Source organism: Microcoleus sp. w1-18aA5 (assembly GCF_036701705.1).
GTDB lineage: Bacteria > Cyanobacteriota > Cyanobacteriia > Cyanobacteriales > Microcoleaceae > Microcoleus.
Genome location: NZ_JAUPTE010000026.1, coordinates 15,456 through 31,480, shown reverse-complemented (window position 1 = coordinate 31,480; position 16,025 = coordinate 15,456). Strand labels below are relative to the sequence as shown.

At 46.6% G+C, this 16,025-nt stretch carries 12 protein-coding genes; 9 read left to right on the top strand and 3 right to left on the bottom strand.

Annotation, left to right across the window (positions count from 1 at the left end; genetic code table 11):
* The first annotated feature begins 144 nt into the window (after positions 1–144).
* The 3 genes from Q5691_RS12020 (at position 145) to argH (ending at position 3,535) form a co-directional block, all read left to right on the top strand.
* Positions 145–1,632 carry a PP2C family protein-serine/threonine phosphatase gene (locus Q5691_RS12020; RefSeq protein WP_333311368.1) on the top strand — a complete coding sequence of 496 codons (1,488 nt, stop codon included), beginning with the start codon at positions 145–147 and terminating at the stop codon, positions 1,630–1,632.
* Positions 1,622–1,861: a hypothetical protein gene (locus Q5691_RS12015; RefSeq protein WP_333311369.1), complete on the top strand. Its 240-nt coding sequence runs from the start codon at positions 1,622–1,624 to the stop codon at positions 1,859–1,861. The genes Q5691_RS12020 and Q5691_RS12015 overlap by 11 nt, the downstream gene beginning before the upstream one ends.
* A 288-nt stretch (positions 1,862–2,149) precedes the next feature.
* Positions 2,150–3,535 carry an argininosuccinate lyase gene (gene argH / locus Q5691_RS12010; RefSeq protein ID WP_333311370.1) on the top strand — a complete coding sequence of 462 codons (1,386 nt, stop codon included), beginning with the start codon at positions 2,150–2,152 and terminating at the stop codon, positions 3,533–3,535.
* 99 nt (positions 3,536–3,634) lie between these two features.
* Here argH and Q5691_RS12005 read toward each other — a convergent pair whose 3' ends face one another.
* The gene (locus Q5691_RS12005; RefSeq protein WP_190738786.1) at positions 3,635–3,826 is read right to left on the bottom strand and encodes a hypothetical protein; all 192 of its coding nucleotides are present in this window, start codon (positions 3,824–3,826) and stop codon (positions 3,635–3,637) included.
* A gap of 465 nt (positions 3,827–4,291) precedes the next feature.
* Between Q5691_RS12005 and bcp the strand changes: the two genes are divergently transcribed.
* The 3 genes from bcp (at position 4,292) to Q5691_RS11990 (ending at position 6,264) form a co-directional block, all read left to right on the top strand.
* Positions 4,292–4,765, top strand: a complete 474-nt coding sequence (gene bcp / locus Q5691_RS12000; RefSeq protein WP_333344963.1) for a thioredoxin-dependent thiol peroxidase — start codon at positions 4,292–4,294, stop codon at positions 4,763–4,765.
* 77 nt (positions 4,766–4,842) lie between these two features.
* Positions 4,843–5,298 carry an NUDIX hydrolase gene (locus tag Q5691_RS11995; protein WP_333215212.1) on the top strand — a complete coding sequence of 152 codons (456 nt, stop codon included), beginning with the start codon at positions 4,843–4,845 and terminating at the stop codon, positions 5,296–5,298.
* 159 nt (positions 5,299–5,457) lie between these two features.
* Positions 5,458–6,264, top strand: a complete 807-nt coding sequence (locus Q5691_RS11990) for an alpha/beta hydrolase (protein ID WP_333215214.1) — start codon at positions 5,458–5,460, stop codon at positions 6,262–6,264.
* A gap of 78 nt (positions 6,265–6,342) precedes the next feature.
* Here the strand turns inward: Q5691_RS11990 and Q5691_RS11985 are convergent, their stop codons facing one another.
* On the bottom strand, positions 6,343–7,254 hold the full coding sequence (locus Q5691_RS11985) for a pantothenate kinase (protein ID WP_333215216.1): 912 nt from the start codon (positions 7,252–7,254) through the stop codon (positions 6,343–6,345).
* Between the two features lie 314 nt (positions 7,255–7,568).
* Here Q5691_RS11985 and Q5691_RS11980 point away from each other — a divergent pair, with 314 nt between their 5' ends.
* Positions 7,569–9,677 (top strand): GAF domain-containing protein, encoded by a 2,109-nt coding sequence (locus tag Q5691_RS11980; RefSeq protein WP_333215220.1) that lies wholly within the window; start codon positions 7,569–7,571, stop codon positions 9,675–9,677.
* Positions 9,678–10,635: 958 nt separating this feature from the next.
* Entirely contained in the window at positions 10,636–12,861 is a 2,226-nt protein-coding gene (locus tag Q5691_RS11975) for a Calx-beta domain-containing protein (RefSeq protein WP_333344960.1), read from the top strand.
* A 453-nt stretch (positions 12,862–13,314) separates the two neighbouring features.
* Here the strand turns inward: Q5691_RS11975 and Q5691_RS11970 are convergent, their stop codons facing one another.
* Positions 13,315–13,593 (bottom strand): DUF4129 domain-containing protein, encoded by a 279-nt coding sequence (locus tag Q5691_RS11970; RefSeq protein ID WP_333215224.1) that lies wholly within the window; start codon positions 13,591–13,593, stop codon positions 13,315–13,317.
* A gap of 634 nt (positions 13,594–14,227) precedes the next feature.
* Here Q5691_RS11970 and Q5691_RS11965 point away from each other — a divergent pair.
* Complete coding sequence (locus Q5691_RS11965) at positions 14,228–15,955, top strand: diflavin flavoprotein (RefSeq protein WP_333215226.1); 1,728 nt, start codon at positions 14,228–14,230, stop codon at positions 15,953–15,955.
* Positions 15,956–16,025: the final 70 nt, after the last annotated feature.

Genomic DNA, 16,025 nt, shown 5'->3' with positions numbered 1-16,025 from the left:
GACTTAAGTTTATACTCATGTCCTAGTGCCCAACTTACTCGATCAAACCAAACTACTTGCTCGAAAAAAAAACGGGTTTCTGTTCAAGTGGCCCGTAAGTCCTCAATCATTACTCCGTCTAAGATCGAAAATCACACATTTACAATGACTGCTGTGCCTTTGCCTCGCCCCTCACCTCAACCTGCTGACCGCCCTTCGGGTCGCAATTCCACCGATGCGACGCCAGTATTTGCCCTCAAAGAACTGGTGGCGCGTTTGCACCGATATCAGCACAACGTTCAAGATATGTTGGGCTCGCTGGGATTTGCCCTGCGAAGTTTTAACAATCTCAACCAATTTTTGGAGTTGGTGCCTTTGGTGGCGACTCGCGTTACGGACGCCGACGGGGGAGCTTTAGTGCTTTTCAAACCCAACGGTCAAGTCAGGTTCCAGCAGTTGCATTGTCAGGAAGGACGGCAGTGCCAAGATATGCGAAAAGCGCTGGAAATAGCCACCAGGCAAGCTACAGCAGGTGCGGGCGCTACTGCTGGAACGTTTTCGGAAACCTCTGGGCAAACTTCTAGTCTCGACCTGCAAGTCGGTCGTTATTTGGGCCCGGATGTTCATTTGTTTGGGGCGCCAATTTTGGTCAACAATTTGGAACGCGGACGGCTTTATGTTTTTAGCAGTGACCCGGAATATCTCTGGACTCCCAGCAGACAGAAATTAGTTCGGTTGGTGGCGGATCAAACCGCTGTGGCTATTTGCAAAGACGAACTTACTGTTAAGTTGGCGGAAAAAGACCGCTTAGACAGAGAGTTAGAAATCGGGGCGGAAATTCAATTGCGGCTGCAACCCCGTAGTTGTCCGAAAATTCCGGGCCTTGACGTGGCCGCCCGCTGCCAAACTGCGAGCAGAGTCGGCGGAGATTATTATGATTTTATTCCCGCTGACTATGACCCGATCGGCAAGGAAGATGAGGGGGAACACCCCCCATCCCTAATTAAAAATCTCAAGTCCAAAATCGACAAGGGCCGCTGGAGCATTGTGATCGGCGACGTGATGGGCAAAGGGGTACCGGCTGGCCTGTTGATGACGATGACACGGGGTATGCTGCGGGCGGAGGTTTTGAACCGCCACTCGCCGTCGAGAATTTTGCAACATTTAAACCGGGTTATGCACGCGGATTTGGAAAATTCCCACCGTTTTGTGACTCTGTTTTATTCGGAGTATGACCCTAAAACTCGCGTTTTGTCTTACAGCAATGCTGCTCACCACCCGCCTTTGCTGTGGCAAGCTGCAACTAATTCGATTCTTCAGCTTGATACTTTGGAGGGAATGTTAATTGGGCTGGATGCTGATTCGCATTACCAAGAAGCCCACATTCAATTGCAGCCAGGAGATACTATTATTTATTACACAGACGGATTTACCGATGCTTCTAATCAAAGGGGCGATCGGTTTGATGAGGATAACTTGACCTCGGCTTTTCAGTGGGCCTGTCAAAATTATCAGCAGTCTGAAGAAATTTTGGATTATTTGTTCGATCGCGTTCACCAGTTTATCGGCATCGGCAATCGTAACGAAGATGATATGACACTGGTTGTACTCAGGGTAACACCTTTAGCAGGAGAAAATCACCATGATAGTTAATTTAATGCCGGAAATTACTGCTGGATTAATCAACTCGATTAATTGGCACGATGCTGCTCACATGGTAGTTTTGAAATCTCATTTGAGTTCGACGGTGCTTTTGGGTCAAAGTTACGAAATTTTTACGAATTTCCAGAAAGCTTGGAACAATTTTGTTTCGACTGGTCAAATAGGAGCTTTTTTTATAGGTATTTTTGTGGGCTGGTTCTTTAAAGGGATTTTTCGTTAAACTTCTTGTCGAAGAATGTATCGGTAACAGATTTAAAAGGTTTGTCGCCCCAACTTCACTTCTTTCGGATGCAGCAAAAGTTTCACAATTTTGTAGTCCAGACTTCAGTTTTTTCTGGTAAAAAGATGTATAAAAAGTTGTTAGTCAGGACGTGAGTTTTTTCTTGGTGAATTGGGAAGGGAGGACTAAAGTCCTGACTACAAACCGGAGGAAGGACTAAAGTCTTTGCTACAAATCGGTTTTTATAGACTTCTGCAACAGAGATATAATCTAGTTTTAGCTTCAGCAATGACAACACAACAAAAAACTTGGAGTCAAAGATTTGAATCGGCGCTGCACCCGGCGATCGCCCGATTCAATGCTAGTATTGGCTTCGATATTGAATTGATTGAGTATGACTTGACTGGTTCTGTCGCTCACGCTAAAATGCTGGCCAAAACGGGGATTATTTCCGCAGCAGAAGGCGAACAGTTAGTCAATGGTTTGGAACAGATCCGCCGCGAATATCGCCAAGGACTTTTTGTTCCGGGAGTTGATGCAGAAGACGTTCACTTCGCTGTAGAGAAGCGGCTGACGGATATCGTGGGAGATGCTGGGAAAAAGTTGCACACTGCCCGATCGCGCAACGATCAAGCCGGCACTGATACTCGCTTGTATTTGCGCGATCGCATTGCAGAAATTCGCGAGCAATTGCGGGAATTTCAAGGGGTTTTGCTAGATATTGCCGATCGTAACGTGGAAACTTTAATTCCCGGTTACACTCATTTGCAGCGCGCTCAGCCGATCAGTTTGGCTCATTACTTGTTAGCTTATTTTGAAATGACCGATCGCGATTGGGAACGTCTCGGCGATATCTGCAAGCGGGTGAATGTTTCGCCTTTGGGTTGTGGCGCGCTGGCGGGGACGACTTTCCCGATCGACCGACATTATACTGCAGAACTCTTGCAATTTGACAAGGTTTATGCTAATAGCTTAGATGGAGTGAGCGATCGAGATTTTGCGATCGAATTTCTCGCTGCAGCCAGCTTGATTATGGTACACCTGAGCCGCTTGTCAGAAGAAATGATTTTGTGGTCTTCTCACGAATTTGGATTTATTACGCTCAAAGATAGCTGCGCTACTGGTTCTAGCATCATGCCCCAGAAAAAAAATCCCGACGTGCCGGAGTTGGTGCGAGGCAAAGCGGGGCGGGTGTTCGGTAACTTGCAAGCCTTGTTGGTAGTAGTGAAGGGACTTCCTTTGGCCTACAACAAAGATTTGCAAGAAGATAAAGAGGCTTTGTTTGATACCGTCAAAACGGTACAAGGTTGCTTGGAAGCAATGACCATTTTGCTGCGGGAAGGCATCGCCTTTAATGGCGATCGCCTCGCCGCTGCCGTTACAGAAGACTTTTCTAATGCTACAGACGTAGCCGACTACTTGGCCGCCAAAGGCGTTCCCTTCCGGGAAGCTTACAACCTTGTCGGCAAAGTCGTCAAAACTTGCCTTTCGGGGGGCAAACTCCTCAAAGATTTGACACTTGAGGAGTGGAAAGACTTGCACCCAGCTTTTGAGACAGACATTTACAGCGCGATCGCACCTCAGCAAGTGGTGGCGGCTCGCAATAGTTACGGGGGTACCGGGTTTGAACAAGTGAGAAAATCACTTATCGCTGCGCGCGATCGGATCGCCTAAACATCGTTGAATTATTCGACAAATTCCGGCTGGCTATCTCTCCTTAGAACGATCGTGCTTTCCACTCTGGTTCTAAGTTCGGCAGATAGCCTGACTCAATTAATCTTCAGCAGCAGCCATGTCTTTGTCTCTGCCGCCACCGCTCATGGCGCCCATGCCACCGCCGTTACCGCCGTCAAATCGTCTTCTCTTGTTGGAGAACATATCTTGATTTCTCCGCTTGCGAAACTTGCGAGCGTATGCTTGATTTCGTTGTGCCTTCTCTTTCTTGAGATTGCGGCGCTTAGCCATTCTGACCTCACTAATAAACATTGACAGTCCCCGGGCTTTCACGCCCAGGGATTCTTAAGTTTGACACTCTGTGCACTCTTGGTGACTGAGATTCTTGGTTCAGCGAAGTCACTTACTGGCGACAGGATTTCTCCAGCCAAAATATAGGTGTCTTCTCCCCAAGCGTTAATTCCGGTATGCCCTACCGTACTCGATCAGTTCTCTTTATGTAGTTAGGTTTTCTTCAAATTTAGCTTTCCTAAACCGCAACACCGTTAGGTGTGACTACGCACTCAACTAATCCAGTTAAGTTTTTACGTTGGCTAGTTATACTCAATTTTAGACCGATGACGATCATAGCACACCCGGTACAAGACCCAGAAAAAAGAACACGGGGATTCAAGTCGCTGGGAATCTGGGTTTGATCGGGACGCAATGTTGTCAATCTTCCAGAAGATTTCTATAAACTCTTGACAAATACGACCAATGACTATACAACCCGGTGACGTAGCTCCTGTCTTCAGCCTGCCCGACGCGCAAGGCAATATCGTCAGCCTTGCAGATTTTCGAGGGCGGCGAGTTGTACTTTATTTTTACCCTAGGGACAATACCCCTGGCTGTACCAAAGAAGCTTGCGGCTTTCGCGACATTTACTCAGACTACCAGTCGCGCAATATAGCAGTCCTCGGCGTCAGTACAGACGGGGCGGGGGCCCACGCCAAGTTTGCAGCTAAATATCAACTGCCTTTTCCCTTGCTGTGCGACTCAAACGCCGAAGTTGCTACCGCCTACGGCTGTTACGGACTCAAAAAATTTATGGGAAAAGAATTTATGGGAATTACTCGATCGACCTTCGCGATCGACCCTGATGGTAGGATTGAAAAGGTTTATCGGAAAGTCAAACCAGAAACTCACGCAGCCGAGATATTAGCAGACTTGCCAGACCTCTCGCCTGAATGAAAAATTAAAAATTAAGACTTTTGAGCTGCCAGCTAAGAAACCTGAAATTACTTTCCCCTAAACAAGCTTTTGAGTTTATGCGTCGATTGTGGCAAATTGTACAAACTGTGCTGGGACTGATTTTTCGACATCCCGTCACTGGTACTGCGGTGATTCCCGTATTGCCTGACGGGCGAATTGTGTTAATTCGCCGCCGCGACAACGGTCGCTGGGCACTGCCGGGAGGTATGGTGGATTGGGGAGAGGATATTCCCACAACTGTGCGCCGGGAATTAGCGGAGGAAACAGGACTCGATTTAGTTAAAATCCGTCGCTTGGTGGGTGTTTATTCGGCAGCCGATAGAGACCCTCGCTTGCACTCGATTTGTATCGTGGTGGCAGCAGAGGTAGAGGGAAAAATGCAAGTTCAGGATACGCTTGAAGTCAGCGAGGTTGAGGCTTTTTTGCCCGCATCGCTGCCGGAGGGCGCGCTCAGCCACGATAACAACCAACACTTACAGGACTATTTTCAAGGCCTGACAACTTTGGCGTAAATCGGCGAGGCATCCAAATTTGATCAAAGTCGGAAATTACCTCGCCGTCAAAAATTTTCTGTATATAAATGTGGAATTAATTTTCACTGTTTTCCTACTTTTATTCACAAACTCTGAACATTAAATTAATCATCTTTTTATTACTAAATATTTAACCGGATGTACTCACCGCTACGCAATTCTCGGGTCAAACTCTCTGTAGGGCAAATCTTCTGGCACGAAGTCGGTCAAGGCCCGAATTTAGTATTTTTGCACGGTTCTTGGCACGACAGCAGTCAGTGGCTGAGGACGATCGAACATTTGAGCCCCTACTACCACTGCTTCGCACCGGATTTGCTGGGGTTTGGTGACTCAGAACGCCCAAATCTTCATTATTCGATCGACTTGGAAGTAGAATGTCTCGCCCAATACCTCGATACTTTGAAGTTGCGACAGGTTTATTTAATCGCTCACTCTGTGGGCGGCTGGGTGGCCACCAGCTACGCTATCAAATATCCCGATCGAGTTCAGGGTTTGGTGTTGTTGGCCCCAGAAGGCGTCAAGGTTGGCAACCGGCGGGGGCGGTGGCAGACGGCTAGCTGGCTAATGGGCCAACCACCGCTGGCTTTGTGGTTGCTACGATCAATCTATCCAATTGCTAAGTTGCTGGGTAGCAAAAAAAAGATTGACGGATTGCTAAAGTTCAGACAGCAGTTGATGGAGTCCCCTGTTGCCGTGCAGTTGCTGTTCGGGCGCCGGCGGGCGGAAATTACAGCGGAATTAGTTGATGAGAATTTGTCTTTGCTAAAAGTGCCTGTTTTGCTGTTGCAAGGTTCTGAAGATACTCCCGCAGCTTCGTCTCTGTGTCAATCCTATGCTGCTCTGGCTCCTAATGCCGAACTGCAATTGGTCAGTCCGGGGGAAAGCAATTTGCCGCAGGAAGTCCCGGATGTTGTGGCCAACTATATTCGCGAGTTTGCTAGGTGAATTGGGAATTGGTAATTATTGGGAATTGGGAATTGGGAATTGCGAATGGATAAAATGACAACAGTCAACTGACAACAGTCAACAGTCAACAGTTAACAGGCTAATTCCCCAAAAAATAGCCTCTGGTGCGTCAATTAAGCCTGCGGCTGTATCAGGAAAGGCTGCGGTGAGGTATTTTAAAAGCATAGTGCGATCGCCCCCCGTGACCGCAATTTTGCTATCAGGAAACAAACACCGCCAATCTTCAATAAAATCCCTAACTCCTGCCACCGTCGCATACACAACTCCGCTTTGAATTGCCCCAGCAGTGTCTTTCGCCCAGCGGTATGGCAGATTTTGTGGTAAAGTGATTAAAGGTAATGCAGAAGTTTTTTTAGATAGCGACGATAACTGCAAACCCAAACCTGGTAAGATTGCGCCCCCAACTAAATACCTATTGACATCAGCCCCAGTAAATGTTAAAGCTGTACCAGCATCTATAAGTAAAACTGGCCAATCCAATTGGTGGCCAGCGCCCAGTACAGCCAAAGCTCTGTCAATTCCCAGGGTAGGATAGAGTCCCCTGATCGGCAACTGGTCTAAAGTAATAATTCGGACATCAGGATAACTCTGCCAAATTGCTGTTTGCTGGGTAACTACTGAAGCCAAAATTAGAGGCAGCGGCACTAAAGAAAGTGTGCGAGGATTAGAAAAAGCGGTAGTAGCAGGAAGACAAAGGAGATTTTGAGAAGATATTTCCTCGATCGACCTCATTACTATTTGCACCAAATATTCGGCTTTTTCCTCCTCCGAGAGCCGGGAAACCGCATCAGTATTTAGATGCTGTGTATCCCATGTTTTCTCCAGGGTTTTGCCCACAAATAATCCCCAGTGCAGCCGGGAATTGCCGATCGCCAAAGCTATTTTAATCTGGGCTTTACCTGTCAATCCAGAAGTAATGTTGTCGGTGCTTGCTGGCGAACGGAAATTGTCGGGAATTGAATTTTCCATATTGATCGTTCCGGCGCAAACATTGAACTAAAGATAGATTTTAGATTAATTTTATTCGCTTAAACGGGCGGTTAACTCTATTTGACATCTGACCAAGTTCCATGCCACGCGCCAATTAGTATTGTCGGCTGCAGAGGGCATACTTGCTAAATATAAATATTTGTAAAGCAAATCATTGCTTTGCTCAGGCGGCATCCTTTATAATGTCTTAAGATATTCCAAAGTCCTGGTAGCTGCGATGGGGCTGTTGGCGGGGTAAGCATAGGTTTAAAAAACCAGACTCAATCAAAATACTGTACAACTCCTGAGTAAATATGTCTTTAAAAATACAAGAGCACGAAAACCCCTGGCAAAGAGTAACTTCGCGGTTGCCTGAATCTGAAAACTGGAGGCAGGAAGAAAGTCTTTCGCTGCCGGAAGTAGACCAACAAAAAGCCCTAATAGTGCAGATGCAGCAGCAAGTTCAGTTATCAAACTTGCTGAACCAAATTAATAACGAAATTCGCAGTACACTTGACATAGAAGAAATTTTGACATCGGCCTGCAGATTGCTGGGGCAAGCATTACAGTGCAGTCGCGTGAGCATTTTAGTCAAAGAATCAAATACAGAAAAAATTTTAGTTACGCGCGGAGAGTACAACGCGGGGGACTATCCGATCCAACTGGGAATGAAAGTACCGATGACTGACAACCCGCATTTAGCTGCAGTCGTGTCTCAACAAGATTCCCTAGCAGTGACGAAGTTTCTCGATTTTCCGGGATTGAACCCACAAACCCGAAAAATTGCCGAAGCTTTGGAGATTAAGTCAATGCTGGCAGTAGCTACTCGCTATCAAGGTGAAGTGAATGGCATAATTGGCTTGCATCAGTGCGATCGCGAACGGGAATGGACTGATTGGGAAAGGCAGCTTTTAGAAGGGGTTGGATCGCAATTGGCGATCGCGATCAATCAAGCCAAACTCTATAGCAAAACCCGGCGCCAAGCCGAACGAGAATCGCTGCTACGGCTGATCGGCAACCAAATTCGCAGTACCCTCGATCTGGAAACTATTTTACAAACAGCGGTGAGAGAAGTCCGCCAAATGTTGCAGTGCGATCGAGTAATCATCTATCAGTTTCAAGACAACTGGCAAGGAAAAGTTGTGGTTGAAGATATGGTGATTCCTTGGCCTTCAATTTTAGGAGATATGGGGGCTGATAAGTGTTTCCGGGGAGATTACGCCGATCTTTACCAGCAAGGGCGAGTCAAAGCAATTAATGATATTTTTAATGCTGGTTTAGAGCCTTGTCATGTCGATTTCTTAAATAGTTTGCAGGTTAAAGCTAATCTGATTGTGCCGATTGTTACATCCAGAACTGAAGAAAATACCCCGGACACAGCCGGAAGCTATAATCCTAAGTTTCCCGGTAGGCTGTGGGGTTTGCTGATTGCTCACGAGTGCCGGGATACCCGCAATTGGCAGCGGCAAGAAATGGAGTTGCTCTCCCAGATAGCCAACCAAATGGCGATCGCCATTCAGCAAGCAGAACTTTACAGCCAAGTCCAAGATGCGGCGGTAAAATCTCAAGCTCAAACCCAGCAGTTGCAGGCTGCACTAGAAGAATTGCGATCGGCGCAGCAGCAATTGATTCAAAGCGAAAAAATGTCAGGTTTGGGGCAAATGGTGGCGGGCATTGCTCATGAAATTAACAACGCCAACAATTTCATCCACGCTAACTTGTTTCACGCTCAAGAATATTTTAAAGCCTTGAACGAAGCTCTAGAACAAGCCGGAAATGCCTGCCCGGAAGCAGCGGAAGCAATTGTCAGAATCAATGAAGAACTAGAACTCGATTACATTCGAGAAGACTTTGGTAAACTGCTCAATTCAATGCGGGAAGGCAGCGGGAGGATTCGCTCAATCGTGATGACGCTGCGAAATTTTTCTCGTTTAGACCACGCTGAATTAAAACCAGTAGATTTGAATGAAGGTTTAGAAAGCAGTTTCTTGATGCTGCAAAATAAGCTAAAAACTCATATCAAAATAGACAAGCAATACGGCAGTTTGCCGCCCGTCCAATGTCATGCGAGTCAAATTAACCAAGTATTTTATAATTTGATTGACAATGCTTTAGATGCGCTTCAGTCAACGAGCAAACCGGGGGAATTAACTATTCGTAGTTGGCAAAGCGAGCCGGACTGGGTAACAATCTCTGTCCGCGACACGGGAACTGGCATTCCTGCAGAAATTCAAGACAAGATTTTTGACCCATTTTTTACTACTAAACCCGTGGGTAAAGGTACGGGTTTAGGACTTTCAGTGTGCTATCAGGTAATTGTTCAAGCTCACGGTGGCAAGCTGAGTTGCGTCAGTCAGGCTGGCGAAGGAACTGAGTTTATTGTAGAGTTGCCCCTGACAAATCAGAGGAGGGTAAGTGCATAATTCTTGCTTTAGTCAGATTAACCCTGTTTTGTCACTCTGGCAGTAGTAGAGAACCCATTTGACATCTTGAGGGCGATCGTAAATCACATTACGGATCACTAATACACTTGGTTTTTTACCATCGCACTTTTAACATTACTCCGGACAGTTTTGGGAACGAGACTACACGCTTACGCGGGGCAAGGATCATAAATAAAGTCGAATTAAATGTAAGTCAGGGGTGGAGCTGACATTGATTTAATTATCCACAGGGGCTGCGAAGTCTTAGAGAATAAGCCATTGGGCCATATAAAAACTGTCCGGACTATTGTTTTAATAGAATCAGATTTAACTTACGCCCGAACCTCAATTTTTAGGAATTCCCAACAGGGTTATGCGTAGACATATAAAATCCTGAGTGTTTTTACTCATAAAAGTTTCTGCTGATTCACTTCCACAATAAACTTGGTTTTTTACCATCGCATTTTTAATAGAATCAGATTTAACTTACGCCCGAACCTCAATTTTTAGAAATTCCCAACAGGGTTATGCGTAGATATATAAAATCCTGAGTATTTTTACTCATAATAGTCTTTGCTGATTCACTTTTGTCCGCTGAAGCAGTAAACGCGGCCTCTTGGGCGGCTCGGAATTTGGGATTTAAGCTCTCCTCTACAGATGTGTAAAACCCGCTTTTTATAGGGCTGAAAAAAATATCGCAATTTTTCCGGATAAAACCTATTGATGATGAAAGTTAAACATCCCTATGTAAATAGGTCTAAATAGGTGTAATTATTTACACTCAATATTTAATCGGGGGCAATAATACCTTCAGATGCTGATTGGGCAAGCATTTTTACTTGATTTACCTGCACGTATGAGGCAATTTTTCTTGCAGTGACAAATCGCTACAAGAAAGCCCAACCTCTGGTTTTCAGTCACTTCTAATCCTTAATTACTCATCATCAAAGGAGAATCTATGGCTACTTCATTCACTGGTTCTTTGGGTACAACCACTAATTACAGCAGCATCAGTGACCTAATTAAACAATGGCCGACTGCCGCCCAGGATCAAGGCATCCAACTGTCTGGGATAGCTTTTGATGGCTTTGAAACGAACTACACTAACCCTATTCCCATCAGCAACCTCACGTTAGCAACGAACGAAACCCCTAAAAGCGGGTTGAGCTACGGCGGTATCGGTGGTATTGGTGTCCTAGGCTCTTATAGTGGTTGGTTTACCGATGTCAATAAATTGCGGGCGGAAATCAACTATGACCCCAACACCAATCAATCTCAAGCGCTGAAGGTGAAATGGGGAGATAACAAAGACATCACTAGCGCCACGATCGGCCTCAGTGGATTATTTCCCAAATCAAGTTCTACTACAGTGGACGATCAAGGCAATGAAGTTGGTTTGCTGCAACTCTTTAATAATGGGGCGCCGGTATCGGCTAGCAATTTTACGATCACTCGCGTCAACGCTCCTGCCACTCCAAAACCGATCGCTCAGTCTTCAGATGGAGTGACTTTCATTGGCGATAGTGCCGATGGCAATTTCACATTCCAGATACAAGCAAGTTCCACTAGCGTTGCTTTTGACGAATTACGGTTCTCCGCCAAAGCCTACGATAGCCCCACCGCTGCCTACCTCGGCACCTCCCCCAAAAGCGATAGTTCCGACTACCTAGTGCGGAGTATTCAATATCAAGGCATTGATGTGACGCCGACGCCGACGCCGACGCCAACTCCGACGCCGACGCCGACGCCGACATCTCCAAGTCTCTTCCAGTTCGCCCAGCCAAATTACACTGTGGCTGAAGGCGGCGTGGCGACGATTAACGTTACTCGCACCGGTGGCACGGCGGCTGCATCGATTAACTACTCTACTCTTGACGGTTCGGCAAGTTCAACAGGCAGTGCACCGGATTACACTGGAACGTCGGCGGGGGTGTTGAATTTTGCTGCGGGGCAAACTACCGCTAGTTTCACCGTGACGGCTTTGAGTGATTTGACATTGGAATCGCCGGAAACGGTGAATTTGGTGCTCTTCGGTGGCAATGTCGCCAGTAATCCGTCAATTTTGACGATTAATGATGTGCCGCCGACTCCGGGGACAACTCCGACGCCGACGCCGACATCTCCAAGTCTCTTCCAGTTCGCCCAGCCAAATTACACTGTGGCTGAAGGCGGCGTGGCGACGATTAACGTTACTCGCACCGGTGGCACGGCGGCTGCATCGATTAACTACTCTACTCTTGACGGTTCGGCAAGTTCAACAGGCAGTGCACCGGATTACACTGGAACGTCGGCGGGGGTGTTGAATTTTGCTGCGGGGCAAACTACCGCTAGTTTCACCGTGACGGCTTTGAGTGATTTGACATTGGAATCGCCGGAAACGGTGAATTTGGTGCTCTTCGGTGGCAATGTCGCCAGTAATCCGTCAATTTTGACGATTAATGATGTGGCGACAACTGGGACGACGCCGACGCCGACCCCAACTCCGACCCCAACTCCGGCGACAACTCCGGCGCCAATCACGTATTTCTTCAGTGCGGCTAATTACAGCGTCAACGAGGGCAGCACTGCGCCGATTACCATCAATCGCAGTGGCAACGTTACGGCAGCGAGTGCGATTTTGTTCAGCACGGGTGACGGTAGTGCTAGTTCTCCAGCGGATTACAACAGTGTGACTCAAGGGGTCTTTTTTGCAGCCGGACAAACTAGCGCACAAGTTCCGATTCAAACTTTATTTGACAATATCACGGGGGAGCCTACTGAAACGGTGAATTTGTTCTTGGCTGGTGGCAGTTTGGCTAGTCCGTCAGTAGCAGTTTTGAGCATTATCGATCCTACTTTTGTGGCTCCGACTGTGTTCTCTTACGGTTCGTCTCCTGGTTCTGTTGCTGATGGTCAGTCTGGAACTTTTACAATTAATCGGACTGGCAATACTTCGGTTTCGGCTTCGGTGGACTATTTGATTGCTCCTCCTACTGGTCCTGGTCAACCTTTTAACTTCATAGACTACACCATTAATCCATTCAGGGATTTTACTGGAGGCACGGTTAACTTTAATCCCGGTCAAACTAGCGTTAGTCTGACGATTACCAATACTCCAGGTTTGACTGGTGGTAATGTGGGTTTAAGCTTTGGCCCAGGTGCGAATGTCGGCATTCCGGGATCCACTACAATTACTTTGCTTTAAGGCTGTTAGTAGGGCGAGAAATCCTTGCTCTACTAATATGTCTCGCAAGTAGTTAAATGCTTTTTATCAGTCTGATTCCTCACTACAGCTTTTTTCAAGAAAGCGAGGTACGCAGGTAAAATTTTCGCTGTGTGACAGTCGCTGGCACCGACAGCTAATGGGATTCACCTACAGGGCTGATTGTGGGCTGCCTCGACCCGAATCCCATTGCTGGTGCTAGTTTCGTCACTTTCAACCCATTTGCTAGTCCGGTCTGATAGCACCCTTTCAAGGTCGTACTCTTAGATGCTACGCCCGTTATTCGAGTACGATCTTGGACTCTTGTGTATGGAAATAATTAGATGGCAATTGGCTATCAACTTGGGGTTTTTTAGATTCTTTTTTTGTGGTAATTATTGTTAGTAAAAGCGATGCTAAAATTATCGGCTGGATATTTTTTTTGCGCTTACCTACTTAATCATTAATTTGTTGATAAGCTTGCTGACACTGTTCAAAGGTTGAGGGGTCAGCTCTCCTATTCCTAAAATATAGTTGTTGATGTATTCTTATCAAAGTTTCGTAAGGCACTGGCTGGGGTAATTGCTGGATTAATTGCAAATATTCGCCATCAGTGCGGCTGGGTTGGTAAACTACGGTTCCCGCATCATTTAACCGCTGTAACAAAGCCATGTAAAGACAGTGGCAAGCTTGGCGGTATTTGCCTTGTTGCTGCAATTTTTGCGATCGCAACAACCACTATGCTACCGACAAATCGTTAATTGTTTGTTTCGCACTGCCATCAGTTGTTGGATTCCTATTTTTGAAATTATGAATATAAAAACGTAACAGTTGCCAAATGTGCCAACTTGCCCAGACTGCGAGCAATGCTAAGATTAACCGAAAGCTGGGTTTAGCGATCGTCCCCAAGATGGGGGAATCACACCAAGATGGCAATTTGACATTCGGTATATTTTGGGTAGCTTTTAGTTCCTACCACTCCTGCAATCGCTGTTGCGACTTTCCTATTTGCCAACTCAAGTTAGTTTTATCAAAGGGACTTTCAGACATAGCTTTACTTCACTTAATCGATTTTGCCCTGTGGATTTGGGATTTTTTTATTCGATCGTCTTACTGCACATTTTTTACAGCTTTTAAGTTGCTACTAACTAATTGACTCCTCGATCGCAATTTCCATGCAAAACTCAGTACCTCGATCGCCAAACCGATAAAACTTGGTTTCATTACCACACATATTAGCTTTTTGTCAATAGATAGATATCACTTTTGGGATGCTTAACTGAGTGATAGGAAATTTGATAAAGATTTACAAAAGAAACGTGTCAGAATGGAAACAATAAGGTAATGGGTAAAAGACAAGGAGGCACTGATGGTAGCGCTGACTGAACGAGTCCAACGCAGATTGACGGTGGAAAAAGTCGAAATTGCCCCTGATACAACGGCAATTCGATGCCTGGACTGGGAGAGAGACCGCTTTGACATCGAATTCGGACTCAAAAACGGTACAACTTACAACTCATTCATTATTCGCGGTGAAAAAACAGCCCTCGTCGATACGTCGCACGAGAAGTTTCGCCAGCAATACATGGAAACTCTGACGGGCGAAATTGACCCCAAAGAGATTGACTATTTAATTATCAGCCACACCGAGCCAGACCACAGCGGTTTAGTCAAAGACGTGCTGGCGCTGGCACCCCAAGCAATTGTTGTGGGGGCGAAAGTAGCAATTCAATTTTTAGAAAACCTTGTACACCAACCATTTGAGCGATTGGTAGTCAAAAACGGGGACAAACTAGATTTAGGAAACGGCCACATTATCGAATTCGTATCGGCGCCGAACTTGCACTGGCCCGATACTATTTTCAGCTACGACAGCAAAACTCAAGTGCTGTTTACCTGCGACGCTTTCGGGATGCACTACTGTTCCGACAGCACCTTCGATGACGATTTAGCAGCAGTTGAGGAAGATTACCATTTTTATTATGAGTGTTTGATGGCTCCCAATGCTCGATCGGTACTCAGTGCCATGAAGCGGATGGCAGAGTTGGGAGAAATCAGTACAGTTGCGACCGGTCACGGCCCCTTGCTGCGACACAACGTAGTTGAACTCACCGGGCGCTACAAAAAGTGGAGCCAAGCGCAAGCTAAGGCAGAAACCACTGTAGCGGTATTTTACACTTCCGATTACGGATTTAGCGATCGACTCAGCCAGGCGATCGCCCACGGTATCACCAAAACCGGTGTCGCTGTGGAAATGATGGATTTGAGAATCGCCGACTTGCAAGAAGTCCGCGAACTTGTTGGTACCGCCGCCGGTATCGTGATTTGTTCGCCGCCGAGTAGTGGTACGGCTGCTGCGAATGCCGAAGCTGCTATCAACACAATTTTAGTTGCGGCTAACAACAAACAATCTTTCGGTTTGTGCGAATCCGGCGGTGGCGATGACGCATCGATTTACCCGCTGCGAAACAAGTTCAAAGAGTTGGGTTTAAAAGAAGCATTTCCCAACATTTTAATTAAAGAATCACCGACAGAAGCTAGTTATCAACTTTGCGACGAAGCAGGCACCGACTTGGGACAGTGGCTGACGCGGGACAAGGCTGTCAAACAGATGAAATCCCTCGACAGCGACCTTGATAAAGCTTTGGGACGAATCAGCGGCGGACTGTACATCATCACCGCCCAAAAAGGCGATGTTAGCGGTGCGATGCTGGCTTCTTGGGTAACTCAAGCTAGCTTTAAACCGCTAGGTTTAACAATAGCAGTTGCGAAGGATCGGGCGATCGAATCGATGATGCACGCGGGAGATAAATTTGTTCTCAACGTGCTGGAAGAAGGCAATTATCAAACCTTGATGAGGCACTTTTTAAAGCGTTTTGCTCCGGGTGCAGATCGATTTGCCGGAGTTAAAACTCAACCAGCAACCAACGGTTCTCCGATTTTGACAGATGCTTTGGCGTACATGGAATGCGAAGTAGTCAGCCGGATGGAACTTTCGGATCATCATATCGTATATGCGATCGTCGATAACGGTCGCGTCTCCAATCCCGATGCACTGCCGGCAGTTCACCACCGCAAAGTGGGAAATCACTATTAGGAAGGAAATTCGGGTGCTTATGTGGCACCTTACCTACGCAAAAACTCTCAACGTAGGGTGCTTATGGCGA